Origin of the sequence: Thermocatellispora tengchongensis, from assembly GCF_014202315.1 — a bacterium.
Classification (GTDB): domain Bacteria; phylum Actinomycetota; class Actinomycetes; order Streptosporangiales; family Streptosporangiaceae; genus Thermocatellispora; species Thermocatellispora tengchongensis.
This window is the reverse complement of the sequence record NZ_JACHGN010000024.1, coordinates 155,516-179,882: the sequence shown is the minus strand read 5'-3', so window position 1 is coordinate 179,882 and position 24,367 is coordinate 155,516. Positions and strand designations below refer to the sequence as shown.

At 71.3% G+C, this 24,367-nt stretch carries 21 protein-coding genes and 1 CRISPR repeat array; of the genes, 11 read left to right on the top strand and 10 right to left on the bottom strand.

The features are described from left to right. Positions 1-396 precede the first annotated feature (396 nt). Together HNP84_RS41360 and mgrA are read left to right on the top strand one after the other, a co-directional pair. Positions 397-2,505: a S9 family peptidase gene (locus HNP84_RS41360; protein WP_185055528.1), complete on the top strand. Its 2,109-nt coding sequence runs from the start codon at positions 397-399 to the stop codon at positions 2,503-2,505. A gap of 37 nt (positions 2,506-2,542) precedes the next feature. Then, positions 2,543-3,583: an L-glyceraldehyde 3-phosphate reductase gene (gene mgrA, locus HNP84_RS41355; RefSeq protein WP_312926866.1), complete on the top strand. Its 1,041-nt coding sequence runs from the start codon at positions 2,543-2,545 to the stop codon at positions 3,581-3,583. Positions 3,584-3,601: 18 nt separating this feature from the next. Here the strand turns inward: mgrA and HNP84_RS41350 are convergent, their stop codons facing one another. Next, positions 3,602-6,160: a lysylphosphatidylglycerol synthase transmembrane domain-containing protein gene (locus tag HNP84_RS41350; RefSeq protein WP_312926865.1), complete on the bottom strand. Its 2,559-nt coding sequence runs from the start codon at positions 6,158-6,160 to the stop codon at positions 3,602-3,604. 105 nt (positions 6,161-6,265) lie between these two features. Here HNP84_RS41350 and HNP84_RS41345 point away from each other — a divergent pair, with 105 nt between their 5' ends. The 4 genes from HNP84_RS41345 (at position 6,266) to HNP84_RS41330 (ending at position 11,046) form a co-directional block, all read left to right on the top strand. Then, positions 6,266-6,715, top strand: coding sequence for an RpiB/LacA/LacB family sugar-phosphate isomerase (locus tag HNP84_RS41345; RefSeq protein ID WP_185055527.1), 450 nt, complete (start codon positions 6,266-6,268; stop codon positions 6,713-6,715). Between the two features lie 43 nt (positions 6,716-6,758). After that, positions 6,759-7,544 carry an isocitrate lyase/PEP mutase family protein gene (locus HNP84_RS41340; RefSeq protein ID WP_185055526.1) on the top strand — a complete coding sequence of 262 codons (786 nt, stop codon included), beginning with the start codon at positions 6,759-6,761 and terminating at the stop codon, positions 7,542-7,544. Positions 7,545-7,609: 65 nt separating this feature from the next. Next, complete coding sequence (locus HNP84_RS41335; RefSeq protein ID WP_185055525.1) at positions 7,610-8,968, top strand: M20/M25/M40 family metallo-hydrolase; 1,359 nt, start codon at positions 7,610-7,612, stop codon at positions 8,966-8,968. 35 nt (positions 8,969-9,003) lie between these two features. Continuing rightward, entirely contained in the window at positions 9,004-11,046 is a 2,043-nt protein-coding gene (locus tag HNP84_RS41330; protein WP_185055524.1) for a molybdopterin-containing oxidoreductase family protein, read from the top strand. 4 nt (positions 11,047-11,050) lie between these two features. Here the strand turns inward: HNP84_RS41330 and HNP84_RS41325 are convergent, their stop codons facing one another. After that, positions 11,051-11,983 carry a zinc metalloprotease gene (locus tag HNP84_RS41325; protein WP_221337378.1) on the bottom strand — a complete coding sequence of 311 codons (933 nt, stop codon included), beginning with the start codon at positions 11,981-11,983 and terminating at the stop codon, positions 11,051-11,053. A gap of 153 nt (positions 11,984-12,136) precedes the next feature. On the opposite strand from HNP84_RS41325, the gene HNP84_RS41320 reads away from it, so the two are divergent. Continuing rightward, positions 12,137-12,589 (top strand): hypothetical protein, encoded by a 453-nt coding sequence (locus HNP84_RS41320; RefSeq protein WP_185055523.1) that lies wholly within the window; start codon positions 12,137-12,139, stop codon positions 12,587-12,589. On the opposite strand, the gene HNP84_RS41315 is transcribed toward HNP84_RS41320, so the two are convergent. Together HNP84_RS41315 and HNP84_RS41310 are read right to left on the bottom strand one after the other, a co-directional pair. Beyond that, complete coding sequence (locus HNP84_RS41315; protein WP_185055522.1) at positions 12,586-12,969, bottom strand: VOC family protein; 384 nt, start codon at positions 12,967-12,969, stop codon at positions 12,586-12,588. The two genes, HNP84_RS41320 and HNP84_RS41315, sit on opposite strands and share 4 nt — an antisense overlap. 41 nt (positions 12,970-13,010) lie before the next feature. Then, positions 13,011-13,805 (bottom strand): class I SAM-dependent methyltransferase, encoded by a 795-nt coding sequence (locus HNP84_RS41310; RefSeq protein WP_312926862.1) that lies wholly within the window; start codon positions 13,803-13,805, stop codon positions 13,011-13,013. A 141-nt stretch (positions 13,806-13,946) separates the two neighbouring features. Between HNP84_RS41310 and HNP84_RS41305 the strand changes: the two genes are divergently transcribed. After that, entirely contained in the window at positions 13,947-15,770 is a 1,824-nt protein-coding gene (locus HNP84_RS41305; protein WP_185055521.1) for an acyl-CoA dehydrogenase, read from the top strand. 1,150 nt (positions 15,771-16,920) lie between these two features. Beyond that, positions 16,921-17,151 (top strand): hypothetical protein, encoded by a 231-nt coding sequence (locus HNP84_RS41300; protein ID WP_185055520.1) that lies wholly within the window; start codon positions 16,921-16,923, stop codon positions 17,149-17,151. Positions 17,152-17,163: 12 nt separating this feature from the next. Here the strand turns inward: HNP84_RS41300 and HNP84_RS41295 are convergent, their stop codons facing one another. From HNP84_RS41295 to pdhA, 4 genes are all read right to left on the bottom strand, one after another. Beyond that, positions 17,164-17,457, bottom strand: a complete 294-nt coding sequence (locus HNP84_RS41295) for a Dabb family protein (protein WP_185055519.1) — start codon at positions 17,455-17,457, stop codon at positions 17,164-17,166. An 84-nt stretch (positions 17,458-17,541) separates the two neighbouring features. Next, positions 17,542-18,900 carry a dihydrolipoamide acetyltransferase family protein gene (locus tag HNP84_RS41290; protein WP_185055518.1) on the bottom strand — a complete coding sequence of 453 codons (1,359 nt, stop codon included), beginning with the start codon at positions 18,898-18,900 and terminating at the stop codon, positions 17,542-17,544. Between the two features lie 12 nt (positions 18,901-18,912). Next, positions 18,913-19,899 (bottom strand): alpha-ketoacid dehydrogenase subunit beta, encoded by a 987-nt coding sequence (locus HNP84_RS41285; protein WP_185055517.1) that lies wholly within the window; start codon positions 19,897-19,899, stop codon positions 18,913-18,915. After that, positions 19,896-20,999, bottom strand: a complete 1,104-nt coding sequence (gene pdhA / locus HNP84_RS41280; protein ID WP_185055516.1) for a pyruvate dehydrogenase (acetyl-transferring) E1 component subunit alpha — start codon at positions 20,997-20,999, stop codon at positions 19,896-19,898. Before pdhA ends, HNP84_RS41285 begins: the two co-directional genes overlap by 4 nt. 341 nt (positions 21,000-21,340) lie before the next feature. Between pdhA and purS the strand changes: the two genes are divergently transcribed. Continuing rightward, positions 21,341-21,586 carry a phosphoribosylformylglycinamidine synthase subunit PurS gene (gene purS, locus HNP84_RS41275; protein ID WP_185055515.1) on the top strand — a complete coding sequence of 82 codons (246 nt, stop codon included), beginning with the start codon at positions 21,341-21,343 and terminating at the stop codon, positions 21,584-21,586. 226 nt (positions 21,587-21,812) lie between these two features. Then, a complete protein-coding gene (locus HNP84_RS41270) occupies positions 21,813-22,211 on the top strand; it encodes an ATP-binding protein (RefSeq protein WP_185055514.1) in 399 nt (132 codons plus the stop codon). 272 nt (positions 22,212-22,483) lie between these two features. Continuing rightward, positions 22,484-22,754: direct repeats of the CRISPR family, unit length 28 nt; unit sequence GGACCACCCCCGCGTGCGCGGGGAGCAC. Positions 22,755-23,491: 737 nt separating this feature from the next. Here HNP84_RS41270 and HNP84_RS41265 read toward each other — a convergent pair. Further along, on the bottom strand, positions 23,492-23,890 hold the full coding sequence (locus tag HNP84_RS41265; protein ID WP_185055513.1) for a hypothetical protein: 399 nt from the start codon (positions 23,888-23,890) through the stop codon (positions 23,492-23,494). Positions 23,891-23,971: 81 nt separating this feature from the next. Then, complete coding sequence (locus HNP84_RS41260; protein ID WP_185055512.1) at positions 23,972-24,184, bottom strand: DUF397 domain-containing protein; 213 nt, start codon at positions 24,182-24,184, stop codon at positions 23,972-23,974. Between the last annotated feature and the right edge of the window lie 183 nt (positions 24,185-24,367).

Here is a 24,367-nt window from a genome sequence, read left to right as displayed (position 1 = left end):
ACGGGGTTGTGCATCATGCACTGGCTTTTAGCACACTGTTGAGTTCTCAAGAAACGGACGCGAACTCCATCGTATCCGGGTTTATCGACCGGAAACTCCGGGGCGTTTCGTTCGTTTCGTTGTGCCGTTATTCTATCCCGTTTCCCGCGTTTTTCGTCAAATCGCGGTTCCCGGGGGAACTCCGGCCGCCCCGGCTCCTACCGGTCCCAGGGCAACCCCTCTAACTTACCTTCGCATCACGGCCGCGTCAAAGCGGCCGGAAGATCCGGTGAGCAGGTGGGTGGAGCCGTACCTCGACGGCCCTTGAAGATTAGCAGCTTCGCGGGCGCGCTCGGGCCGGAATCCCGGACTCTCGGGCGGACGGCCGGTGACGGGGCTAGTCATAGACTCGGCGGCGTGAGCAGTGACACGCCACCGGTGGCGAAGAGGGTTCCCAGCGAGAGGGTCCATCACGGTGACACTGTGACGGACGAGTACGCATGGCTGATCAACAAGGACGACCCCGACACCATCGCCTATCTGGAGGCGGAGAACGCCTTCACCAAGCAGGCGACCGCGCATCTCGACGGGGTCGTGGAGACCGTCTTCCAGGAGATCAAGGGGCGCACCCTGGAGACGGATCTGTCGGTGCCCACGCGCAAGGGCGGGTGGTGGTACTACGTCCGCACCGAGGAGGGCAAGCAGTACGCGATCCAGTGCCGGGTCGCGGCCGACGGCGACACCCCGCCCGACATGGGCGACGGCGGCCCGCTTCCGGGGGAGGAGGTGCTGCTCGACGGCAACGAGCTGGCCGGCGACAGCGAGTTCTTCGCGCTGGGCGGTTCGGCCGTCAGTCCCGACGGCACCAAGCTGGCCTTCTCCACCGACTTCAAGGGCGACGAGCGGTTCACGCTGCGGTTCAAGGATCTCGTCACCGGCGAGACCCTGCCCGACGAGATCCCCAACGTCTCCTACGGCGGCGCCTGGTCGGCCGACTGCTCGACGTACTTCTACACGACCGTGGACGAGGCGTGGCGGCCGTACCGGCTGTTCCGGCACGTCATCGGCACCCCCGCCGAGGAGGACGTGCTCGTCTACGAGGAGAGCGACGAGCGGTTCTGGGTGGGTATCGGGCTGAGCCGCAGCGAGCGGTACCTGATCCTGAGCTGCGGCAGCAAGATCACCAGTGAGGTGCGCGTCCTCGACGCGGCCAACCCGTCCGGGGAGTTCACCCTGGTGCGCGAGCGCGTCACCGGCGTGGAGTACGGCGTGGACCACGGCCCCGACGGCTTCCTGATCCTGCACAACGACGGCGCGGAGAACTTCGAGCTGGCCACGGCGCCCATCGGCGACCCGGGCGCGTGGACTCCGCTGATCCCGCACCGCGAGGACACCCGCCTGCTCGACGTGGACGCCTTCGCCACCCACCTCGTGGTGGCCTTCCGGCGTGACGGGCTGACCGGGGTGCGGGTGCTGCCGCGCGGCGGCGAGCCGTACGAGATCCCGTTCCCGGAGCCGATCTACACCGCCGACGTCGGCGGCAACCCGGAGTTCAGCACCTCGCGGCTGCGGCTGGGCTACACCAGCATGGTCACCCCGCCGTCGGTCTACGACTTCGACCTGGTGACGCGGGAGCTGATCCTGCTCAAGCAGCGGCCGGTGCTCGGCGGGTACAACCCCGACGACTACGAGCAGCACCGCGACTGGGCGACGGCCGAGGACGGCGTGCGCGTGCCGATCTCGATCGTGATGCGCAAGGGCGCGCGCGACGACGGGCCCGCGCCGACGCTGCTGTACGGCTACGGCAGCTACGAGGCGTCCATGGACCCGGCGTTCTCGGTGGCGCGGCTGAGCCTGCTCGACCGGGGCGTGATCTTCGCCGTGGCGCACGTGCGCGGCGGCGGCGAGATGGGCCGCCGCTGGTACGAGGACGGCAAGCTGACCCGCAAGAAGAACACCTTCACCGACTTCGTGGCCTGCGCGCGGCACCTGAAGGCGGCCGGGTGGTCCAGCGCGATCGCCGCACGCGGCGGATCGGCCGGCGGGCTGCTCATGGGCGCGGTCGCGAACCTGGCGCCCGAGGAGTTCGCCGGGATCGTGGCGAACGTGCCGTTCGTGGACGCGCTGAACACCATCCTCGACCCGTCGCTGCCGCTGACGGTGATCGAGTGGGACGAGTGGGGCGACCCCCTGCACAACGCCGACGTCTACCACTACATGAAGTCGTACTCCCCGTACGAGAACGTGGACGGCCGGGTCTACCCGCCGATCCTCGCGATCACCAGCCTGAACGACACCCGCGTGCTCTACCACGAGCCGGCGAAGTGGATCGCGAAGCTGCGCGCGACCGCGCAGGGCGGGCCGTTCCTGCTCAAGACCGAGATGGGCGCGGGCCACGGCGGACGCAGCGGCCGGTACGACGCCTGGCGCGAGGAGGCGTTCACGCTGGCCTGGGTGCTCGACCGGCTGGGCCGGCTGGACGCCCCGGGCCGGTACGAGGCGCCGGCCGAGGCCGTACAGGGCTGACCCGACCCCGACCATCGCCGAACAGGACTCGAACGCAGTGAACATTCTGTCTACCTACGTGGCCGACGAGGGCCGGTACGGGCACCTGCCGTACAACCGGTGCGGGCGCAGCGGGCTGAGGCTGCCCGCGATCTCGCTCGGCCTGTGGCACAACTTCGGCGACGACAAGCCGCTGGACACCCAGCGGGCGATCCTGCGCCGCGCCTTCGACCTGGGCGTGACGCACTTCGATCTGGCCAACAACTACGGCCCGCCGTACGGCGCCGCGGAGAAGAACTTCGGCCGCCTGTTCCGCGAGGACTTCCGCGGCTACCGCGACGAGCTGGTCATCTCCACCAAGGCCGGGTACGACATGTGGCCCGGCCCGTACGGCGAGTGGGGCTCGCGCAAGTACCTGCTGGCCAGCCTGGACCAGTCGCTGTCGCGGATGGGCCTGGAATATGTGGACATCTTCTACAGCCACCGTTTCGACCCCGAGACGCCGCTGGAGGAGACCATGGGCGCGCTCGACCAGGCGGTGCGGTCGGGCAAGGCGTTGTACGCCGGGATCTCCTCCTACTCCCCGGAGCAGACCGCCGAGGCCGCGAGGCTGCTGCGCGAGATGGGCACGCCGCTGCTGATCCACCAGCCGTCGTACTCGATGCTGAACCGGTGGATCGAGGGCGGGCTGCTCGACACGCTGGAGGCCGAGGGCGTGGGCTGCATCGCGTTCTCGCCGCTGGCGCAGGGCATGCTGACCGACCGCTACCTGAACGGCATCCCGGGCGACTCGCGGGCGGCGCAGGGCAAGTCGCTCAAGTGGGACATGCTCACCGAGGAGAGGCTGCGGCACGTGCGCAGGCTGAACGAGATCGCGTCCGCGCGCGGCCAGTCGCTGGCGCAGATGGCGCTGGCCTGGGCGCTGCGCGACAGCCGGGTGACGTCGGTGCTGATCGGTGCGAGCAGCGTGGCCCAGTTGGAGGACAGCCTGGGGGCGGTGGGCAACCTGTCCTTCACCGCGGAGGAGCTGGCCGCGATCGACAAGGACGCGGTCGAGGCGGGGATCAACCTCTGGCCGGCCGGCAGCCGCACGGAGTGACCGGCACCGAGTAGCCGACTAGATCGCCTGGTGCCGCTGCAGCCAGGTGAAGGAGGCCCAGCCCGGCAGCACGGGCAGCCAGAAGGTGAGCAGGCGGTACAGGAGCACGGCGCTGGTGGCGACCTCGTACGGCTGGCCCGACAGGGTCAGGCCGGCGATCAGCGAGGCCTCCACCGCGCCGAGCCCGCCGGGGGTGGGGGCGGCGGAGCCGATGGCGTTGCCGGCCAGGAACACCACGGCCACGGCGGTGAAGCTGAGCGAGCCGCCGAACGCGCGTACGCAGGCGTCGAGGCAGACGATGAACATCAGCGTGAGCAGCAGGGTGCCGCCGGTCGCCTCGATGACCTTGCGCGGTGACTGGAGCACGTCCAGCAGGCGCGGCACCACGCCGGAGAACAGCGCCCCCATACGGGTGGTGATCAGCCGGCGCAGCGGCCGCACGCTCAGCAGCAGCACCATGGCCACGGCCACGCCCAGCAGCACGACGAGCAGGCCGCGCGACGGCGTTAGCGAGGACGGCGCCGACGAGCCGGTGATGTAGGCGAACAGCATCAGCAGCGCGATGTGGAAGACCAGCCCGATGAGCTGCGACGCGCCGACGCTGGAGACGGCCTGCCCCGGCGGGATGCCGCGTTTTTGCAGGTAGCGGGTGTTGATCGCGACGCCGCTGACGGCCGCGGGCGCGACCAGCTTGACGAAGGACCCGGCGAACTGCACCAGGACCGTACGGCCGAGCGGCAGCGCCTCGGGCACGAAGCCGCGCACCATCAGCGCCGCCGCGAGGTAGCTCATGCCCGAGGCGAGCAGGGCGAGGCCGGTCCAGGCCCATTCGGCCGTGGTGACGACGCGGACGAAGTCGACCCGGGTGAGCTGGGAGAGCAGGATGTACGCGGCGAGCGCGCTGCCGATGATGGTGACGATGGTCCGCGGCCGGAAGCGTTCGAGGCGGACCTCGGCGACCTCGGCGCGCGGCTTGAGCTCCACGATCTGCTCGCGGATGTCGGAGAGCAGGTTCTTGTGCCGGCTGAGCGCCGCCCGGGTCTGCCGGGTGAGGGCGATGCGCTGGAGCAGCGGCAGCGCGCCGGCGAGGGCGTCGGGGCCGAGCACGGCGGCGGCCGTACGCACGGAGCGCTCGGCGCCGACCCGCAGCGCCAGGCAGGTGAGGAGCTGGGCGATGTCGAGGCGGAGCAGCAGGTCGCCGGCGGCGATCTCGCCGCTGCGCGCGTCGATCAGCACGACGTTGCCGTCCTGGTCGAGGTGGATGCTCTCGCCGGCGAGCCGCCGATGGGCGAGCCGCTGGGCCTGGAGCAGCCGGACCTGCTTCCAGATCGCGGTCAGCACCTCGTCGGTGATCTGGGTGTCGGGGACGTCCTCCAGCGCCCGGGTCTCCAGGTGCTCGTACGCGAGCAGCGCGGCCTCGCTGCCGACCTCGCTGGTCCCGAGCAGCTTGGGGGTGCCCACCCCGGCGGCCTGGGCGGCGTACGCCATCAGGGCCTCGCGCTCCAGCTCGGCGCGGAGCGAGCGGATGGCGCGGCGCCGGGTCTCGGAGTTGAGCAGCATGCGCCGCCACAGCCGGTACAGGAAGCCCGCCACCTGGCGGTCGCGGTCGAGGAGGGTGACGTCGATGCGGCGGCCGTCGTCGAGGGTGACGGCGTAGCGGCGGCTGCCCTGGAGGTCGTCCTCGATCCGGCGCGCCTTTACCGGCTTGAAGTCGAGCCGGCGCAGGGCGGCGACCATGGCGCTGCCGGGCGGGCGGGTGTTGGGGCTGCCGACGGTGTAGAGCGTGCCGAAGCCGACGCCGAGCCCGACCAGGATGCTCACGGCCACGCCGAGCACGGTGGCGGTGGCGCTGGTGAACAGGGCGAACACGTCGAGCGCGATGGCGGTCCACATCAGCGCCCGCCAGGTGGGCCGGCGCGTGATGCGTACGGCCGTCATGTACGCCACGACGGAGGTGAGCAGCGTGTTCAGCGGCTCGACGCCGGGCCTGCCACCGGTGAGGAGCTGGCGCACGTCCTGCGGGCCGCTGCCGATGATCCACTCGCCGAGCGCGAACGACAGCAGCACCGCCGTGATCGCCGCGATCAGGCCCTCGGCGACCCGCAGGCCGTCGCGGTGGAAGACCCGCTCGACCGCGAACACGACCGGGATGATCAGCACCGCGCCGCCGCCGACGAACCCGGCGATGAGCACCAGCGGCGCCGGGGCGCGGTCGGTGCCCACCTCGACGTCGGCCTCGATGCCGTTGAGGGTCTGCTTCGCGATCAGCGCGAGCAGCACGACGCCGGCCAGCGCGAGCATGGTGGCGAGGAAGCGCAGCGCGTCGGAGGGACGCCTGAGCCGCTGCGGCAGCAGGGGCTCCACGACCAGCACGGCCGGGCCCTCGCTGTCGCCGAACGACACGCCCGCCGCGGTGCTGCCCTGACCGGCCCCCTTCTGGGGGGTTTCCCGCGCTTCCGCGGCTTCTGCTGTGACTCCGTTGGCCGGGGACTGCGGAGGCGTCGCGGAACCGCCCGTGGCGGCCCCCTGTGCCTCCATCGGGTTCTCCACCCCGTTGTGATCCCTGATGTGCGTCACCGCCCGCGATTCTGCCCTTTCCTGGGCGAATCCACCTCATCGGTGGTCGCCCAGGCCCCCGCCGCCCCCGTGCGATCTTCCCCCATAGTGTCCACAATCTGTGTCATGCGTATATCACTGGCCTCGGACAGCCTTGACGGAGTGGCCCCTCTCGTGGCCGAGGAGTTGGAAAGACGCGGCCATACAGTGATCCTGCATGGTGCACTGGCGAATGAGCGCGCGGATTGGGCGTGGTCGTGCTCGGAGGCCGCCGGCGACGTCGCCGAGGGACGCGCCGACCAGGCCGTGGTGTGCTGCTGGACCGGGACCGGGGCGTCGATCGCGGCCAACAAGGTGCCCGGGATCAGGGCCGCGCTGTGCGTGGACGCCGCCACCGCCGAGGGCGCGCGCATGTGGAACGACGCGAACGTCCTCGCGCTGAGCCTGCGGCTCACCTCCGCCCAGGTTCTGAAGGAGATCCTGGACGCCTGGTTCGCCGGGGCCGTCAGCGCGGAGGCCGAGGACCAGGCCAACATCGCCCACATCGACGAAGTGGATCGGGTCTTCCGGCGCTGAGTGGCCCTGCCGGAGGGCCGGGGCGGCCCCTAGCGTGGCCCGCATGAACGATCTGGCCAAGCGGTTGCGTGAACTGCACCACCAGGGTCACCCCCTGGTTCTGCCCAATGTATGGGACGCCGGAACGGCCCGTGTGTACGCGGAGGCCGGGTTCGCGGCGCTGGCGACGCCGAGCAGCGGCATCGCCGCGTCGCTGGGCTACGCCGACCGGCAGCAGGCGCCGGTCGAGGAGATGTTCGCCGCGGCGGAGCGGATCGCCCGCGCCGCCCGCGAGCTGGACGTGCCGCTGACCGTGGACGCCGAAGCCGGGTACGGCCTGCCGCCCGCGGAGTTCGCCGAGCGGCTGCTCGCGACCGGCGCGGTGGGCTGCAACCTGGAGGACACCGCCCATCCGCAGGGCACCCTGGTGGCCGCGGAGGAGCAGGCCGAGTGGCTGGCGGCCGTACGCGCCGCCGCCCCCGAGCTGGTGATCAACGCGCGGGTGGACGTCTTCCTGCGCCGGCGCGGGCCGGCCGGGGCGCCGCCCGACGAGCTGGTGGACGAGCTGGTGGACGACGCCGTGTCCCGGGCCGAGGCGTACGTCGCGGCGGGCGCCGACTGCGTGTACCCGATCCTGCCCCCGGACGAGGACGTGCTCGCCGAGCTGGTGCGGCGCATCCCCGCCCCGGTCAACGCCCTGTGCGTACCGGAGGGGCCCACACTGCCCCGGCTGGCCGCGCTGGGCGTGGCCCGCATCAGCTTCGGCGGCGGCCTGTACGACGCGATGCTCGCGCACGCGCGCGGCGCGGCGACCCGCATCGCGGCCGGCGAGGACCCCTACGACCGCTGATCGCGACGCGCCGACCTGCGTAAATAGTGGAACCGGCGGTGCCGTTGGTGCCACGCTGGCGAGTCATGCGACACCACCTGCTCGCCGCCGCGGCGGTGATCGTGCCATTCACCTCCACACCGGTCGAATCCCCTCCCCCGCTCGCCGATCTCGTGTCGGGAGCCGGGGCGCGCGTGCATCTGGTCGCGCTGCAGCGGATCGCCGACGCGTCGGGCGGCAACCGCGCGGCCGGCACCGCCGGGTACGACCGCTCCGCCGAGTACGTGGCCGAGCGGCTGCGCGCGGCCGGCTACCAGGTCGCCCTGCAGCGCTTCGCCTTCCCCTACTTCCGTGAGACCGGCCGCCCGACCCTCACCTCGGGCACCGAGGGGCACCTGGCGTCCACCGTGGAGTTCTCCGGCTCCGGCGACGTGCGGGGGCGGGCGCTGCGGGTGGCCGAGCACGGCTGCGAGCCCGGCGACTACCGCGGGTTCCGCCAGGGGCAGGTGGCGCTGGTACGCCGCGGCACCTGCGAGTTCTCGGTCAAGACCCGGTACGCCCAGGCCGCCGGGGCGCGCGCGGTGATCCTGGTGAACAACGAGGCCAAGGTGCCGAAGGCGACGCTCGGCAAGCCCGGTGTGGCCCGGGTGCCGGTGGTGGGCGTGGCGCAGAAGACCGGGGCGAAGCTGGCCGGCGACCGGGTGCGCGTGCAGGTGCGCGCCGAGTCGGGCACCAGGACCACCTACAACGTCATCGCCGAGACGCCGCAGGGCCGCGCCGACCAGGTCGTGATGCTGGGCGCCCACCTGGACTCCGTGCCGGTCGGGCCCGGGATCAACGACAACGGCTCGGGCAGCGCGGCGCTGCTGGAGGTCGCCGAGAAGCTGGCCGCGGCCGGGCAGCCGCACAACAAGGTGCGGTTCGCGTGGTGGGGCGCGGAGGAGCTGGGCCTGCTCGGCTCCAAGCACTACGTCTCACACCTGGGCGAGGCCGCGCGCAAGGCGATCGCGCTGTACCTGAACTTCGACATGATCGCCTCGAAGAACTACATGTACGGCGTGTTCGACGGCGACGACTCCGACCGGGTGGGCGCGGGGCCGGGGCCGGAGGGCTCGGGCGCGATCGAAAAGGCGTTCCGCGACTTCTACGCCGCGCGCGGGCTGAAGTCCATCGGGGCCGACTTCACCGGGCGCTCCGACTACGGGCCGTTCGTCGAGGCGGGCATCCCGGCCGGCGGGCTGTTCACCGGCGCGGAGGAGCCGAAGAGCAAGCAGGCCGCGGCCTACTTCGGCGGCGCGGCCGGGGTGCCGTACGACTCCTGCTACCACAAGGCGTGCGACACGATCGAGAACGTCAGCGACACCGCCTTGGACGTGAACACCGACGCCATCGCCACCGTCCTGGAGAGGTACGCCACCCAGACCTCCCGGCCGCCGCAGCCCTGAGGCGCATCCGGGATCGCCCGGATACCATCGACGCCATGGTGGAATTGCGGGTTCTCGGGGCGTGTCCGCTGGATTGTCCGGATACCTGCTCGTGGGTGGTGACCGTCCAGGACGGCCGGGCCACCTCCATGCGCGGCAACCCCGACCACCCCTACACCCGGGGCGCGCTGTGCGTGAAGGTCAACCGCTACCTGGAGCACTCGCGGGCCGAGGACCGCATCCTGTACCCGATGCGGCGGGTCGGCCCCAAGGGCGCGGGCGAGTTCGAGCGGATCTCCTGGGACGAGGCCCTGGACGAGATCGCGACCAGGCTGCGCGCGATCATCGACGAGTACGGCGGCGAGGCGATCTGGCCGTACCAGGGCACCGGGACGCTCGGCTACATCCAGGGCGAGAGCGGCGTGGCCGGGCGGCGCCTGTGGCACGTGCTGGGTGCCTCGCGGCACGACGCCAACATCTGCTCCCGGGCCGGCAGCTACGGCCTCACCTGGGTCAACGGGACCCCGGGCGGCATGGACCCGGAGAACTTCGCGCTGTCGCGGCTGATCCTGCTGTGGGGCACCAACACCCTGACCAGCGGGCACCACCTGTGGAAGTTCATCCAGGACGCCCGCAAGGCGGGGGCGTACGTCGTCGCGATCGACCCGATCCGCACCAGGACCGCCGACCAGGCGGACGAGCACCTGCCCATCCGGCCCGGCACCGACGGCGCGCTCGCGCTCGGGCTGATGCACGTGGTGCTGGAGGAGGGCGCGGAGGACCGCGACTACCTGGAGCACCACACGCTGGGCTGGGACGAGTTCCGTACCGAGATCCTGAAGTACCCACCGGCGCGGGTGGCCGAGATCACCGGCCTGCCCGAGGAGTCGATCCGGGCCCTCGGCCGCCGCCTCGCCCACACCCGCCCGACCGGCATCCGCGCCACCCACGGCCTGCAACGGCACGAGGGCGGCGGCTCCGCGCTGCGCCTGATCGCGTGCATCCCCGGCGTGACCGGCGACTGGCGCCACCCCGGCGGCGGCGTGGCGTTCTCCACGACCGGCCACATGCCGCTGCAGCCCGACACCCGGATGGACCTGCTCGCCGAGCCCGTACGCCGGCTGACCATGACCCGCCTGGCCGACCACCTGGAGGCGGAGGACAAGCCGGTCAAGTGCCTGTGGGTGTACGGCGCCAACCCGGTGGCCAGCACCTCCGACCAGAACCGGATCAAGCGGGCGATGGCCCGCGAGGACCTGTTCACCGTGGTCATGGAGCAGTTCCCGACCGACACCGTGGACTACGCCGACATCGTGCTGCCCGCGACGATGCAGATCGAGCACATGGACCTGCACGCGGGCTACGGGCACATGTACCTGCTGTGGAACGAGCCCGCCGTGGCGCCGCCGGGCGAGTGCGCCTCGACCACCGAGACCTTCCGCCGCCTGGCCCGCCGCCTGGGCCTGACCGAGCCGTCGTTGTACGACTCCGATCTGGAACTGGCCGAGCAGCTTCTCGCCTCCGACCACCCGGCGCTGGCCGGGATCACGCTGGACCGGCTGCGCAAGGAGGGCTGGGTGCGGCTGAACGTGCCGGCGCCCTTCCAGCCGTTCGCCGACGGATTCCCGACGCCGAGCGGGCGCCTGGAGTTCGCCTCGGCGCGCGCCGCCGCCATGGGCCACGGCCGGATGCCGGAGTACGTGCCCTCGCGCACGGCCGGCTCGGCCCCGCCCGCCGGCTACCCGCTGGCGCTGGTCACCCCGGCCTCGCACACCTTCCTCAACACGACGTTCGGCAACAACCCCGAGCTGCGCCGCCGCGCCAAGGGCCCGCGGGTGCTGCTGAACGCCGCCGACGCCGCGGCCCGCGGCCTGGCCGACGGCCAGCGCGTGCGGGTGCACAACCGGCACGGCGAGTTCGCCGCCGACCTGGAGATCAGCGACCGGGTGCGCCCCGGGGTGGCGGCCACCACCAAGGGCCACTGGGCCAAGCTCAGCCCCGGCGCGAGCAGTGTGAACGCGGTCGTGGAGGAACGCGACGCCGACATGGGCCGCGGCCCGGTCTACCACGACAACTTCGTGCAGGTCAGCGCGCTGTAGCGGGCTAGCTCGGCACGGCCGCGCGCATGCTCTCGCGGAGCCCGGCGGGCAGGAACGACGAGCGCGGACCTGCCAGCGCGGCGTCCATGCGCTCGACCTGCCCCTTGGTGAACATGTACATCGCGGCGTCGTCGACGTAGTCCATGTAGTTCATGAACATGTCGCCGTTGGGCGCGTTGCCGCAGCTCACCGTGGGGAAGGTGGGGGTGCCGCGGTTGGCGCCGCCCTGGTTGGGGGTGTCGTCGACGAAGTCGCTGCCCGAGCAGCCGCTCTCGTCGTCGCCCCAGATGTGGCGCAGGTTGAGCCAGTGGCCGACCTCGTGCACGGCGGTGCGGCCCAGGTCGTACGGCGCCGCCGCCGTGCCGGTCTGGCCGAACGCCTGGTGCAGGATCACCACGCCGTCGGTCTCGGCCGGGCCGCCGGGGAACTGGGCGTAGCCCAGGACGCCCTCCATGTTGCACACCCACATGTTCAGGTAGCGGTCGGCGGGCCAGGCGTCGGAGCCGCCCTGCGCGGAGAACTTCACCGAGTCGTCGGTGTCGAAGACCGGCCTGGTCGTCTCGCGGCGGATGACGCCGTCGGTGGGCCGGCCCTGCGGGTCGGTGTCGGCCAACTTGAACTCGATCCGGGCGTCGGCAACGAGGTCGCGCCACACCTCGGGCACCTTGCCGACATCGGGGTTGGCCCGCCGGAAGTCCTGGTTCAGCCGCTCGAACTGGCTGTCGATCTGCTCCCTGGCCACGTTCTGCTCCGGGGTCTGGTACACGACGTGCACGACGACCGGGATCGTGACGACCTCGTCGCGGGGCCGCGCCCGCGCCGTGCGCCGGGCGAAGGTGGCGTTCTCGATCGCCGCGAGGGCGACGACGTAGTCGGGCCTGGTGGCGACCATGTGACGGTGTTTCGGCATGGTCGCGCAGCGGGAGAGGGTCGGCATGGGATGGACCTCCAAGTTCGTGTCGGGGAGTCGATGCCCTGTCCATACCCTAACGTGACCGATCCATTACTGTGGGTAGTCAGACGGAGGTCGGGGACGAATCAGGGTCCGTCCCCGATGCCCCCAGGGGCCCCGGCGGAGCACCCTGGGTGCATGAACAACGAACTCACCCGACGCGAAGAGATGTCCCTCGCCGGCGCGGCCCTGCGCGGCGCTCCCTGGAAGGCCGCCGCCATCTCCGGCGGCGTCGCGACCGGCGCCAGCCTCGTCATGGGCCTGCTGCCGCCCAACCCGCCGGACGTCACCTGGGCGCTGAGCCTGGGCATCACCCTGTTCACGCTGGTCGCGGCCATCGGCTCGGTCGCCAAGCCGCACGTCGCCGACCGGGTGACCCGCCAGGCCCGGGTGTGGTCGCTGCGCCACCCGTTCCGGTTCTCCCTGTGGCCGGCCGCCGGCGCCGCCGTGCTGATGTACCCCGTGCAGCTCGTCTTCGACGGCGAGGGCCCGTTCGGCGCCGCCTGGGACGCGGCGTGGGGCGGCGCGCTGGTCTACCTCATCGCCGGCGTGCTCACGCTCACCCTCAAGGGCCGTGCCGACGAGCGCTAGGACCTCTCGGCCTCGCTGCGGACGATGCAGAACTCGTTCCCCTCGGGGTCGAGCAGGGTCACCCACCCGGTGCCGTCGGGGTTGCGGTGGTCCTCGTAGGGCTTGGCACCGAGCCCGACCACCCGTTCCACCTCCTCGTCCCTCGTGGCGCCCCCCACGGGCCACACGTCGAGATGCAGCCGGTTCTTGACCGTCTTGCCCTGGGGCACCTTGATGAACAGCAGGTTCGGCTCGTGCGGACGGTCCGAGGGGGCCTCCAGCAGCACCTCGGTGTCGCCCGGCTCGTAGCCCGCGATGCTCCAGCCGGTGATGCGGCCCCACCACTGCGCCAGCTCGTACGGCTCGGCGCAGTCGAAGGTGACAGTGTGAACTCCGATCATGGCCCCAGCCAACCGCGACACCACCAAAGACGTCAAGCCGGTTATCGTACGTCCCAGGTCAAGGTATGCCGGCGCGCCCTGGGCACCGGCCAGACCCCCAGTGCCACCGCGGCCTCCGCGACCTCGCCCGCCCGCCCCGGATCGAGGCACAGCCGCCGGCAGGCGCTGGCCGCCAGCTCCTCCACCGAGGTGAAAGGGTCGTCGGGCGCCTCGTGCGCGTCGTCGCGCACGTCGTGGCCGAGCGCCGCGGCGATGGCCGCGGCATCGTAGGAGGTGGGCCGGCTCGGCCGCTCGATCCCGTGGAAGTGCCGCCACAGCGGCGCCGCCCAGGTGGTGGGATGCAGCTCGGGCAGCTCCACCACGACCCGCCGCCGCGCGTGCGCGGTCAGCGCGGCGAAGAACTCCGGCAGATCGGGCACGTTGAACACGACGTGCGCGCACATCGCCACGTCGGCCACCGGCGTCTCCCCCGCGACGTCCGGCCACCGCCCCCGGATCAGCCGGGCCCCCGGCTCCAGCTCCCCGAGCCGCTCCAGCATCCCGCCGTTCTCGTCCACGGCGACGAGCCGCGCCCCGCGCGCCCGTACGGCCGGCAGCGAGGCGGCCCCGGTGCCCGCCCCCACGTCGAGCAGCGTGCCCCCATCGGGCAGCGCCTCGCACACCCGCTCGTACGTCGGCCCGCCGGGCGCCGCGAGCAGGGCGTCGGTACGCCGTGTGAACCTCGTCACGATGTGGCCCCACGGATCGACGGGCGCCCTGGCCAGGATCTCCTCCGGAATGGCCCACGCCTCAAGCTCGCCGCGCCACCGGCGTCCCAACTCCGCAACCTCGGTCACCTCCCGGTTATAACCCGGAGATGCAATCCGCAGCCCCGCGAACACCCCCTGATCGCAATAAACAGGGTTACCGACGGGTAGCATTACCCAGTAGTGTTACTCGTGAGTAGGGCGCATGAGCAGGGCGGAGGAGCGGCTGGAATGGGTCACTACAAGAGCAACGTGCGCGATCTGGTGTTCAACCTGTTCGAGGTGTTCGATCGCGGACCACTGCTGGGCACCGGCCCGTACGCCGACATCGACGAGGACACCGCGCGGAACATCCTCGACGAGGTGAACCGCCTGGCCACGGGCGTGCTCGCCGAATCCTTCGAGGAGGCCGACCGCACGCCGCCCACCTTCGACCCCGCCACCGCCTCGGTCACCATGCCCGAGGGGTTCAAGAAGTCGTTCGCGGCGCTGATGGAGGGCGGCTGGGCCCACATCGACCTGCCGCCGGAGCTGGGCGGCCCCGGCATCCCGCGCAGCCTCGCCTGGGCGGCCGCCGAGATGGTGCTCGGCGCCAACCCGGCCCTCTACATGTACGCCGGAGGCCCCAACTTCGCCTACCACATGTGGAAGGTCGGCACCCCCGAGCAGAAGCGGTTCGCCGAACTCGCCATCGAGCGCAACTGGGGCGCCACCATGGTGCTGACCGAACCCGACGCGGGCTCCGACGTCGGCGCCGGGCGTACCAAGGCGATCCAGCAGCCCGACGGCACCTGGCACATCGAGGGCGTCAAGCGCTTCATCACCAGCGCCGACCACGACATGACCGAGAACATCTTCCACCTGGTGCTGGCCCGCCCCGAAGGCGCCGGCCCCGGCACCAAGGGCCTGTCCATGTTCCTGGTGCCCAAGTACCACGTGAACCTGGAGACCGGCGAGCTGGGCGAGCGCAACGGCGTCTACGTCACCAACGTCGAGAAGAAGATGGGCCTGAAGGCGTCGGCCACCTGCGAGCTGACCTTCGGCGAGAAGCACCCCGCCATCGGCACCCTCGTGGGCGGCGTCCACGACGGCATCCGGCAGATGTTCATGATCATCGAGCACGCCCGGATGATGGTCGGCACCAAGGCCATCGCCACCCTCTCCACCGGCTACCTCAACGCGCTCGCGTACGCCAAGGAGCGGGTGCAGGGCGCCGACCTCACCCAGATGGCCGACAAGACCGCGCCCCGCGTGACCATCGTCAACCACCCCGACGTACGCCGCGAGCTCATGCTGCAGAAGACGTACGCCGAGGGCATGCGCGCCCTGGTGCTCTACACCGCCACCCAGCAGGACGCGGTCCAGATCGCCGAGGCCGAGGGCCGCAGGGACGAGGCCGCCGAGGCCCTGAACGACCTGCTGCTCCCGCTGGTCAAGGGCGTCGGCTCCGAACGCTCCTACGAGCTGCTGTCGCGGTCGCTGCAGACCCTCGGCGGCTCCGGCTACCTCCAGGACTACCCGATCGAGCAGTACATCAGGGACGCCAAGATCGACTCCCTGTACGAGGGCACCACCGCGATCCAGGGCCTCGACCTGTTCTTCCGCAAGATCCTGCGCAACCAGGGCGCCGCCGTGGGCGCGCTCCTCGCCGAGATCAGGCAGTTCGCGAGCTCCGAGGCGGGCAACGGCCGGCTCAAGGAGGAGCGCAAGCTCCTCGCCCAGGCCGCCGACGACATCCAGGCCATGGGCGACACGATGGCCGGCTGGGCCCTCACCTCCCTGGAGACCCCCCGCGAGATCTACAAGGTCGGCCTGAACACCACCCGGTTCCTGCTCGCCCTGGGCGACCTGGTCATCGGCTGGCTCCTGCTCCGCCAGGCGGAGGTCGCCCTCACCGCCCTCGCCACCTCCGACGAGGACCAGGCGTTCTACACCGGCAAGGTCGGCGGCGCGTCCTTCTTCGCCCGCACCGTCCTCCCCCGCCTGTCCGCCGAACGCCAGATCCTCACCGCCACCCCCCTCGACCTGATGGACCTCCACGAAGACGCGTTCTAATGGCGCGTGCTCCGCACGGGCGGGGCTTGGGCTGTGCTCATGGCCCGTGCTCCGCACGGGCGGGGCTTGGGCTGTGCTTATGGCCCGTGCTCCGCACGGGCGGGGCTTGGGCGCCTCCAGGGTCGTGTCTTCCCTCGTCGGGCGTGAACCCTCCTTCGTCGGGTTCACGCCCTCCTCAGTCCAGACACGACCCGCGCCCAAGCCCACCACCACCCACTCGCGAGATCCCCGCTACAGAACCCGGTGACCCCGGGCGAGTCGCCCGCTTCCGATGCGGTGACGGCGCCCCGCAGAGCGGAGGTAGGTCCTCGCAGCTCAGCTCTTTTGCGCTGCCACGCCCTTTGCCGTGAGATCCGTGATTCCACCACTCGGCCCTCCCCACGGCCCCGGGCCGGGCTCGGGGGCGGTGCCCACCGCCCCCGAGTGCCCTTCTTGGGGGCGTCCAGCCGCTAGGGCCCGGTGGCCGGTGGGTCCCCGCCACAGATTCGGTGCCCGACACGCCCCCGCCCACGGACCTGGTGACCGACGCGTCCCCGCACGGGCCCGTGGCCGGCCATGGCTACCTGGCTGCCGGTTCCGCCTGCGCCCACCCCAGGTGCAGCGATCCGAGCAGGGGATGGCGGCCCTGCGATCACCTCCGCCGCACAACCCGCGAGTGCCCCTTCGCCGTGCACTCCCAAGCGCGCCGACCCCGCCGAATGGATCCCATCCCCACAGGCCGCGAATCCCCCATCGGCGCGCACCCCAAGCGCGCCGAGCCCCGCCGAGCAGGTACCCAATCCCCCCCCCAGCCGCGCGCACTTATAGGCGGCCGCACCCCGAGCGGGTACCCAATCCTCCAACCCGCGCATCGCCCTAGCGGCGCCCACTCCCAAGCGGCCGAGACCCCACCAAGCAGGCCCCGCAATCCCACAGCCCGCGAAATTCCCGCCCCGTCGCGCGCTCCCGACCGCGCCGAGCCCTCTGTCCCGCGCGCGGGTCGTGAGGGCGCGGCCCGCCTCTTAGCCCCAAGCCCCGATCCCCGAGCACCAAGCCGCGAGCCCCGAGCCCTGGGGCACGGGGGTGCGAGGCGCGGGCCATAAACGGGTATGACCGAGGGCGGACGCGATGTTGGAAGTCAAGACTCGCTCTTGACGAAGGGGAGGCCGGGATGGGCGTCGGGGTCAGCGTGTTCTTCCTCACCCTTGGTGCGATCCTGAAGTTCGCCATCGACGACGACGTGCTCGGTGATGCGATCAGCATCGACACCATCGGGCTCATCTTCATGATCGTGGGCGGGGCCGGTGTGGTGCTCAGCCTGGTGATGACCCCGCGGCGCGGTGCCATGCCCGAGGGCCGGCTCATGCACCGGGAGAACCCGCCACGCGACGACGATGACTAGAGGGTGGGGTGACTAGAGCTCGTACTGCACGGCGGCGCGGGCGGCGACGTACGGGTTGATATACTTGTCGATCACCGCGCGGTGCGCCGGGTGGTCGCGGTAGACGAGGTAGCCGGCCGTGTCGTCGAAGTCGGCCACCACCGCGAACTCGTAGTTGCCCTGGTTGACGCCCGCGTCGTGGCCCACGTGGTAGGCGCGGATCTCGGAGATGGTCTCCGGCAGGGCGCGCAGTTCGCGTGCCACCCGCTCCTTGTCCTCGTCGGTCGCGTCCTCGGTCCAGCGGAACAGCACCACGTGCCGGAACATGCTCGGCCCCCTTCACTCGCCGATCGGTGATCGCGGCCCAGCGTACCCACCCCGGGGCCGGCGGCCCCGGGGTGAGGTGCCGGATCAGCTCCAGGCCAGCATGCGCAGCGGGTCCTCCAGCATCGCCCCCACGTCGCGCAGGAACAGCGAGCCCTGCTCGCCGTCGATGATCCGGTGGTCGAACGAGAGCGCCAGCGTGGTCACCTCGCGCGGCACCACCTGGCCGTCCACCACCCAGGGGAGCTGCCTGACCTGGCCGAAGGCCAGGATCGCCGACTCGCCCGGGTTGATGATCGGCGTGCCCGCGTCCACGCCGAACACGCCCACGTTGGTGATCGTGATCGTGCCGCCGGACATGTCGGCGGGCTGGGTGCGCCCGGCTCGCGCGGTCTCGGCCAGCGTGGTGAGCGCCGCGGCCAGCTCGGGCAGCGTGAGCGTGTGGGCGTCCTTGATGTTGGGCACGATCAGCCCGCGCGGCGTGGCGGCGGCGATGCCCAGGTTCACGTAGTGCCTGACCACGATCTCCTGAGCGGCCTCGTCCCAGGCCGAGTTCACGATCGGGTGGCGGCGCGCCGCCACCAGCAGGGCCCGTGCCACCAGCAGCAGCGGCGAGACCTTCACCTCGGCGAAGTCGGGCAGCTCGCGCAGGCGGCGTACGGCGTCCATGGTGGCGGTCACGTCCACCTGCAGGAACTCGGTGACGTGCGGCGCGGTGAACGCCGAGGCCACCATGGCCTGCGCGGTCGCCTTGCGCACGCCCTTGACCGGGATGCGCTCCTCACGGCCGGCCGGCGCGGGCCGCGCCTCCACCGGCGGCGCCTGCCTGGGCGCCGCGGCGGCGTGCACGTCCTCGCGGGTGATCGTCCCCTGCGGGCCGGTGCCGGTCAGCGTGGCCAGGTCCACGCCGAGGTCCTTGGCCAGCTTGCGTACGGGCGGCTTGGCCAGCACCGTCACCCCGCCCCGCTGGCGCGGCACCGACGGGACCACCGGCGCCGGCGCGGGAGCCGAGGGCTGGGGGGCCTTGCGCGGGCGGCGCTTGGCCGCGCCGAGCTTGACCCCGTAGCCCACCAGGACGGGCTGCCGCTCCGGAGCGGCCTGCTTGGGCGCCGGGCTCCCGTGCACGCCCGGCTCCACCGCGCCCTCGGCGGGCGGGGACGGCACCAGGTCCTCGACGGACGAAGTGCGCCCGGGGCCGGCGTCGGGAGCACCCTCCTCGATCGCGATGATCGGGGTGCCGACGTCCACCGTCTGCCCCTCGTCCGCCAGCAGGGCCGCCACCTCGCCCTCGTACGGGCTGGGCAGCTCCACGATCGCCTTGGCCGTCTCGATCTCCACGATGGTCTGGTTGACCGTGACGTGCTCACCCGCCTTGACGTGCCAGCGGACGATCTCGGCCTCGGTCAGCCCCTCGCCCACGTCGGGGAGCTTGAACTCGCGTCGCATCAGCGCCCCTCCTCAGTACGCGAAGCAGCGATCGACGGCGTCGAGCACCCGGTCCAGGTCGGGCAGGTAGTGCTCCTCCAGCTTGGACGGCGGGTAGGGCGTGGAGAACCCGCCGACCCGCAGCACCGGGGCCTCCAGGTGGTAGAAGCAGCTCTCGGTGATCCGGGCCGCCAGTTCGGCGCCGAAGCCGCTGTAGACGGGGGCCTCGTGCACGATCACGCACCGGCCGGTGCGGCGTACCGAGTCGGTGACGAGCGCGGTGTCCAGCGGGTTGAGCGAGCGCAGGTCGATGACCTCGACGGAGCGGCCGTCCTCCTCGGCGGCGGTGGCGGCCTCCAGGCAGGTGCGCACCATCGGCCCGTACGCCAGCACCGTCACGTCGCCGCCGGGGCGTACGACGCGGGCGGTGTGCAGGTCGGGCCAGCCCGCCGCGGCCTCGGGGGAGGTGTCCACCTCGGCCTTCTCCCAGTAGCGCCGCTTGGGCTCGAAGAAGATGACCGGGTCGTCGCACCGGATGGCCTGCTGGATCATGACGTACGCGTCGGCCGGGTTGGAGCAGGCGACGACGCGCAGGCCCGCCGTGTGAGTGAAGTACGCCTCGGGCGACTCGCTGTGGTGCTCCACCGCGCCGATCCCGCCACCGCACGGGATGCGCACGACGACGGGCAGCTTCAGCGCGCCCAGCGAGCGCAGCGGCATCTTGGCGAGCTGGGTGATGATCTGGTCGGCGGCGGGGAACACGAAGCCGTCGAACTGGATCTCGCACACCGGCCGGTAGCCGCGCAGCGCCAGCCCGATCGCGGTGCCCACGATGCCCGACTCCGCCAGCGGCGTGTCGATCACCCGCAGCTCGCCGAAGTCCTTCTGCAGGCCGTCGGTCACCCGGAACACGCCGCCGAGCTTGCCGACGTCCTCGCCCATGATCAGGACCTTCGGGTCGTCCTCCATCGCCCTGCGCAGGCCCTCGTTGATCGCCTTGGCCAAGGTGAGCGTCGTCATCGCCCCTCGCTCCCCTCGAAGCTCGCGAGATACGCGGCGAACTGCTCGCGCTCCTCCTCCATGAGGGGGTGGCGGTGGGCGTACACGTGGTCGAAGATCGCCAGGGGGTCGGGGTCGGGCATCTCCAGGCACCGCTTGCGCACATCGCGCCCGAGCGCGTCGGCCTCGGCGTCGATCGCCTCGAAGTACGCCTGGTCGGCGAGCTGGTTCTTGAACAGGTACGCCTTCAGCCGCTCGATCGGGTCCTTGAGCTTCCACGCCTCCAGCTCGTCGGCGACGCGGTAGCGGGTCGGGTCGTCGGAGGTGGTGTGCGCGCCCATCCGGTACGTGTACGCCTCGATCAGCGTGGGCCCGTTCCCCTCGCGCGCGTTGCGCAGCGCCTGGCGGGTCACGGCCAGGCAGGCGAAGACGTCGTTGCCGTCCACCCTGATGCCCGGGAACCCGAACCCGCTGGCCCGCCGGTACAGGGGGATGCGGCTCTGCTTCTCCAGCGGCTCGGAGATGGCCCACTGGTTGTTCTGGCAGAAGAACACCACCGGCGCGTTGAACACGCTGGCCCAGATGAACGACTCGTTCACGTCGCCCTGGGAGGTGGCGCCGTCGCCGAAGTACACGATCGCCGCCGCCTCGGCGCCGTCGCGCTGGATGCCCATGGCGTAGCCGACCGCGTGCAGGGTCTGGCTGCCGATGACGATCGTGTAGAGGTGGAAGTTGTGCTCGACGGGGTCCCACCCGCCGTGGTTGACCCCGCGGAACAGGCCGAGCAACTTGACCGGGTCGACGTCGCGGCACCAGGCCACGCCGTGCTCCCGGTAGGTGGGGAAGGCCATGTCGGCGTCGGTCAGCGCGCGGCCGGAGCCGATCTGCGCCGCCTCCTGCCCGAGCAGCGAGGCCCAGATGCCCAGCTCGCCCTGGCGTTGCAGCGCCACGGCCTCCAGGTCGATCCGGCGGACCAGGACCAGGTCCCGGTACAGGCCGCGGATCTCTTCGGGGGTGAGGTCGATGTCGTAGTCGGGGTGCTCGACGCGCTCGCCCTCGGGGGTGAGCAACTGCACGAGCTCCGGGGGTGCCTGAACACCACGAGAGGCGTCGATGGTCACGTGCCGCTCCTGTGCGGTCGGGGCCGGCGAGGTGGGGTCGCCACCGCGGTACGGCCGGGTCGCCACGCGCCCGGGCCCGATGGTGGGGGCCCGTCCGCGTACGGGGACATGGTGACAGAGGGGGTGCCACCGAGCGCAAGACCCGATCGCATCACCTCCTCACCCTCCCCCTATGCCAAGATCTACCCGCCTATATCGGTATGTGCGGGAAGTTTTCCCGATGCGCCGGGCCCCAATCGCCGACCTCCGGACTCGCCGCCCGCCCCCTCGGACCGGTGCCCTCACGTCGTGCAGTACCCTGGGCCCGCGCAACCCCAACCCCCGCGAGCAGGAGGAACACCGTGGCACGCGTCATCGTCGACGTCATGCTGAAGCCGGAGATTCTGGACCCGCAGGGGCAGGCCATCGCCCGCGCGCTGCCGCGCCTGGGCTTCTCCGGCGTCTCCGGGGTCCGCCAGGGCAAGCGCTTCGAGGTCGAGCTGGACGGCCCGGCCGACGAGGCGGCACTTGCGGACGTCCGAAAGATGGCTGAGACTCTCTTGGCCAACACCGTGATCGAGGACTACACGGTGCGGGTCGAGGGATAGAACACAGGCCGTCTACCACGTAAAATGTCCCGTACGACCCGGTAAATCGGGCTCCGGACGTGCCACAATCCCACGGGTTGGCCAACAGTAAATAACAACAACGTTATTTTGCGGTTAGGCCGGATTTCACGGGGAAACCTTCCGAAGGTGATGAACCTCGCCGGGGAGGGGTCCGGTGGATATTGAGTTCTCGCTGGCTCTGCCACGAGATGCGGTGGGCATACCGATGGTCCGCCGAGTGTTGGGAGACGCCCTGCGCTCGCTGGGCGTGACGGAGACGTGCGTGGCCGACATCCTGCTCGCCGCGTCCGAGGCCTGCGGAAACGCCGTACGCCACGGCGGCCCGGCCAACCGCTACGAAGTGGGCGCCGCGATCGGCAACGGCCGCTGCGAACTGCGCGTCATGGACGGCGGCCTCGGCCTGACGACGATCCCGCAGCACTACCCCCCGCCCGACATGGAACACGGCCGCGGCATCCTCATCATGCAGTCGGTGGTGGACGAGATCACCTTCGACGTGACCCCCGGCCGGGGCACCACCGTCCACCTCAAGAAGACCCTGACCTGGGACGACCCCACCCCCACCACCCAGACCGAAACCCCCAAGGTCCTCGCCACGGTCTAACCCCTCCAGGTCCTCCGGCGCTACGCGCATCCGCGCGCTCCGCGCGAGCCGGGCAGTGCTCCCTCGGGGGGCACAGCCCCCGAACCCCCAGGCCCAAAGGTCCTCCGGCGCTACGCGCGTCCGCGCGCTTCGCGCGAGCCGGGCAGTGCTTTCTCGGGGGGCACGGCCCCCCGAACCCCCGGTCAGGAGGGGCAAGCCCCTCGTGGCTCCCCGCTGGCGCCCAAACGATCCGAGACCACCCGATCGCCAGATGCGCACGATCGGGGAGCGGGAGACCATCCCCGCATGCGCGGGGGGCACGCGGCCATTGACGAGGTGTACCGGGAGATCTGGACCACCCCCGCGTGCGCGGGGAGCACACACCGCCGACGGTGCGGCTGACCTCCTGGTAGGGACCACCCCCGCGTGCGCGGGGAGCACCTCGCGCTCTGGGCCGCGTGGACTGTGAAGCCCGGACCACCCCCGCGTGCGCGGGGAGCACAGATGCCGTCCTCGCCGCACCACTGCGGGCCGATGGACCACCCCCGCGTGCGCGGGGAGCACACTCGCTGACCTGCCCTTTCATCCAACGCAGAAGTGGTTTTTCATCACTTTCGAAGAAATGGGCATTCCACCCATCCGTGCTGTCAGCCGACCTCGTCTGCTTGTCCCCGCCAAGAAACGCCGTCCGCTCGCTTCCGGTGTCAGGCCGACGTCATGCCTCGGCTGAGAGTCAGCGTATACGCCTGAACCGGGCTGCCCGTGATGAAAATCGATGGAGATCGTTGGAGAAGCTCAGGGCGGGCGAGGTCTGCCGCTCATCAAGGCGTGTAGCGAGCGGTGGGTGTGGAGGTTCTTTCCGGCGGCAAGCGGATCTGGTTCGGTCTCGGTGGAAGGCGATCCGGCGAAGTCGGCAGTCGAGGGGCCAGTTTGGGCCCCAACTGGGAGCCACGAGGGGCTTGCCCCTCGTGACCGGGGGTTCGGAGGGCTGTGCCCCCCGAGGAAGCACTGCCCGGCTCGTGCGAAGCGCGCGGACGGCCGGAGGACGTTGCAAGGACCATCAGCCTGATGCGTCCACGTTCCGCGGGCTCGTACGCCAGGTGAGGTCCAGCAGCCTGCGGGCGCGCCGTCAGCCGAACATGCGCTCGGGCCTGTCGAGCCAGATGTCCTGTCCACCGGAGTGCACGGTCATGCCGAGCCGCCCGCGCCCCGGCTCGCAGTGGGGGACCCATCGGCAGTGGGGGTCCGCTCCCGTGCCGGTGCGCCCCACGCACACCCGTCCACTGAAGGGTCCCGCGTGCTCAACGGGCGCCGGTCGGGCACCGGTGTGTGACGTGCCGGTTCGGGCAGCACACCACTCCCACCGTGACGAACCGTCCCCCCTGCAACCACTCGCCCCACTGCACGTCCACCCCGCGTGCCAGCATGTCGGCCGCGTGTTCCAGCCGCTCGGCCAGCCCAATCCGATCCGGATGCAGGAACAGTCCTTCCGCCATCTTGTACTGCTCGGCCAGCCACACCGTCGCCCTTTGGAGGTCGGTGAAGGTGCCGGCGATCCGGGAAGCGGGCTTCACCAGCCAGTCCCCCGTCCGCATCGGCGGCAGCGGGGAGGTCGCGAACTCCGGCGAGTCCGGACGGCGTTCTGCCTCCCTGCCGCGGTCGGCGCCGGGGCCGGTCCAGGTGTAAGCATGCCAGTGCATGGGACGGCGCCCCCGTACAGTCGTAGGGGGCGGCCCCTGCTTGCCATCATCAGGCAGGGACCGCCCGGCAGTGGATGATCGCTAGACGGTCAGCCCGGCGGCGCGCAGCTCGTCCCCGGTGAACCGGAGCGTCCCGGCGGCCCGGTTCTTGCTGTCGCGCAGCGCGAACGCGTCGTCGAGACCGGCCAGCGGCGCGATCTCCACGCAGCTCTCCATCTCCTCCTCGTCCTGGTTGCCCCCACACAGGCGGCGGAATGAGCCAGGTTCGGTGTTGGGCTGGTACAGATCCACCATCGGATCTCCCTTCGGTCGGCTCCCGGGTCCGAGAGCGAGCGATGTCCCACTCAGAACCCGCCAAGCACTCGCGGCGTCTCGGCGAGTTCCGCTTTCACGGGGGCGCAGTCCCCACAGGTGCCATGATGGGGAGGTCTCGGGCGATTACGAAGAGCGATTATGTGGTCACCTTCAATGACCACG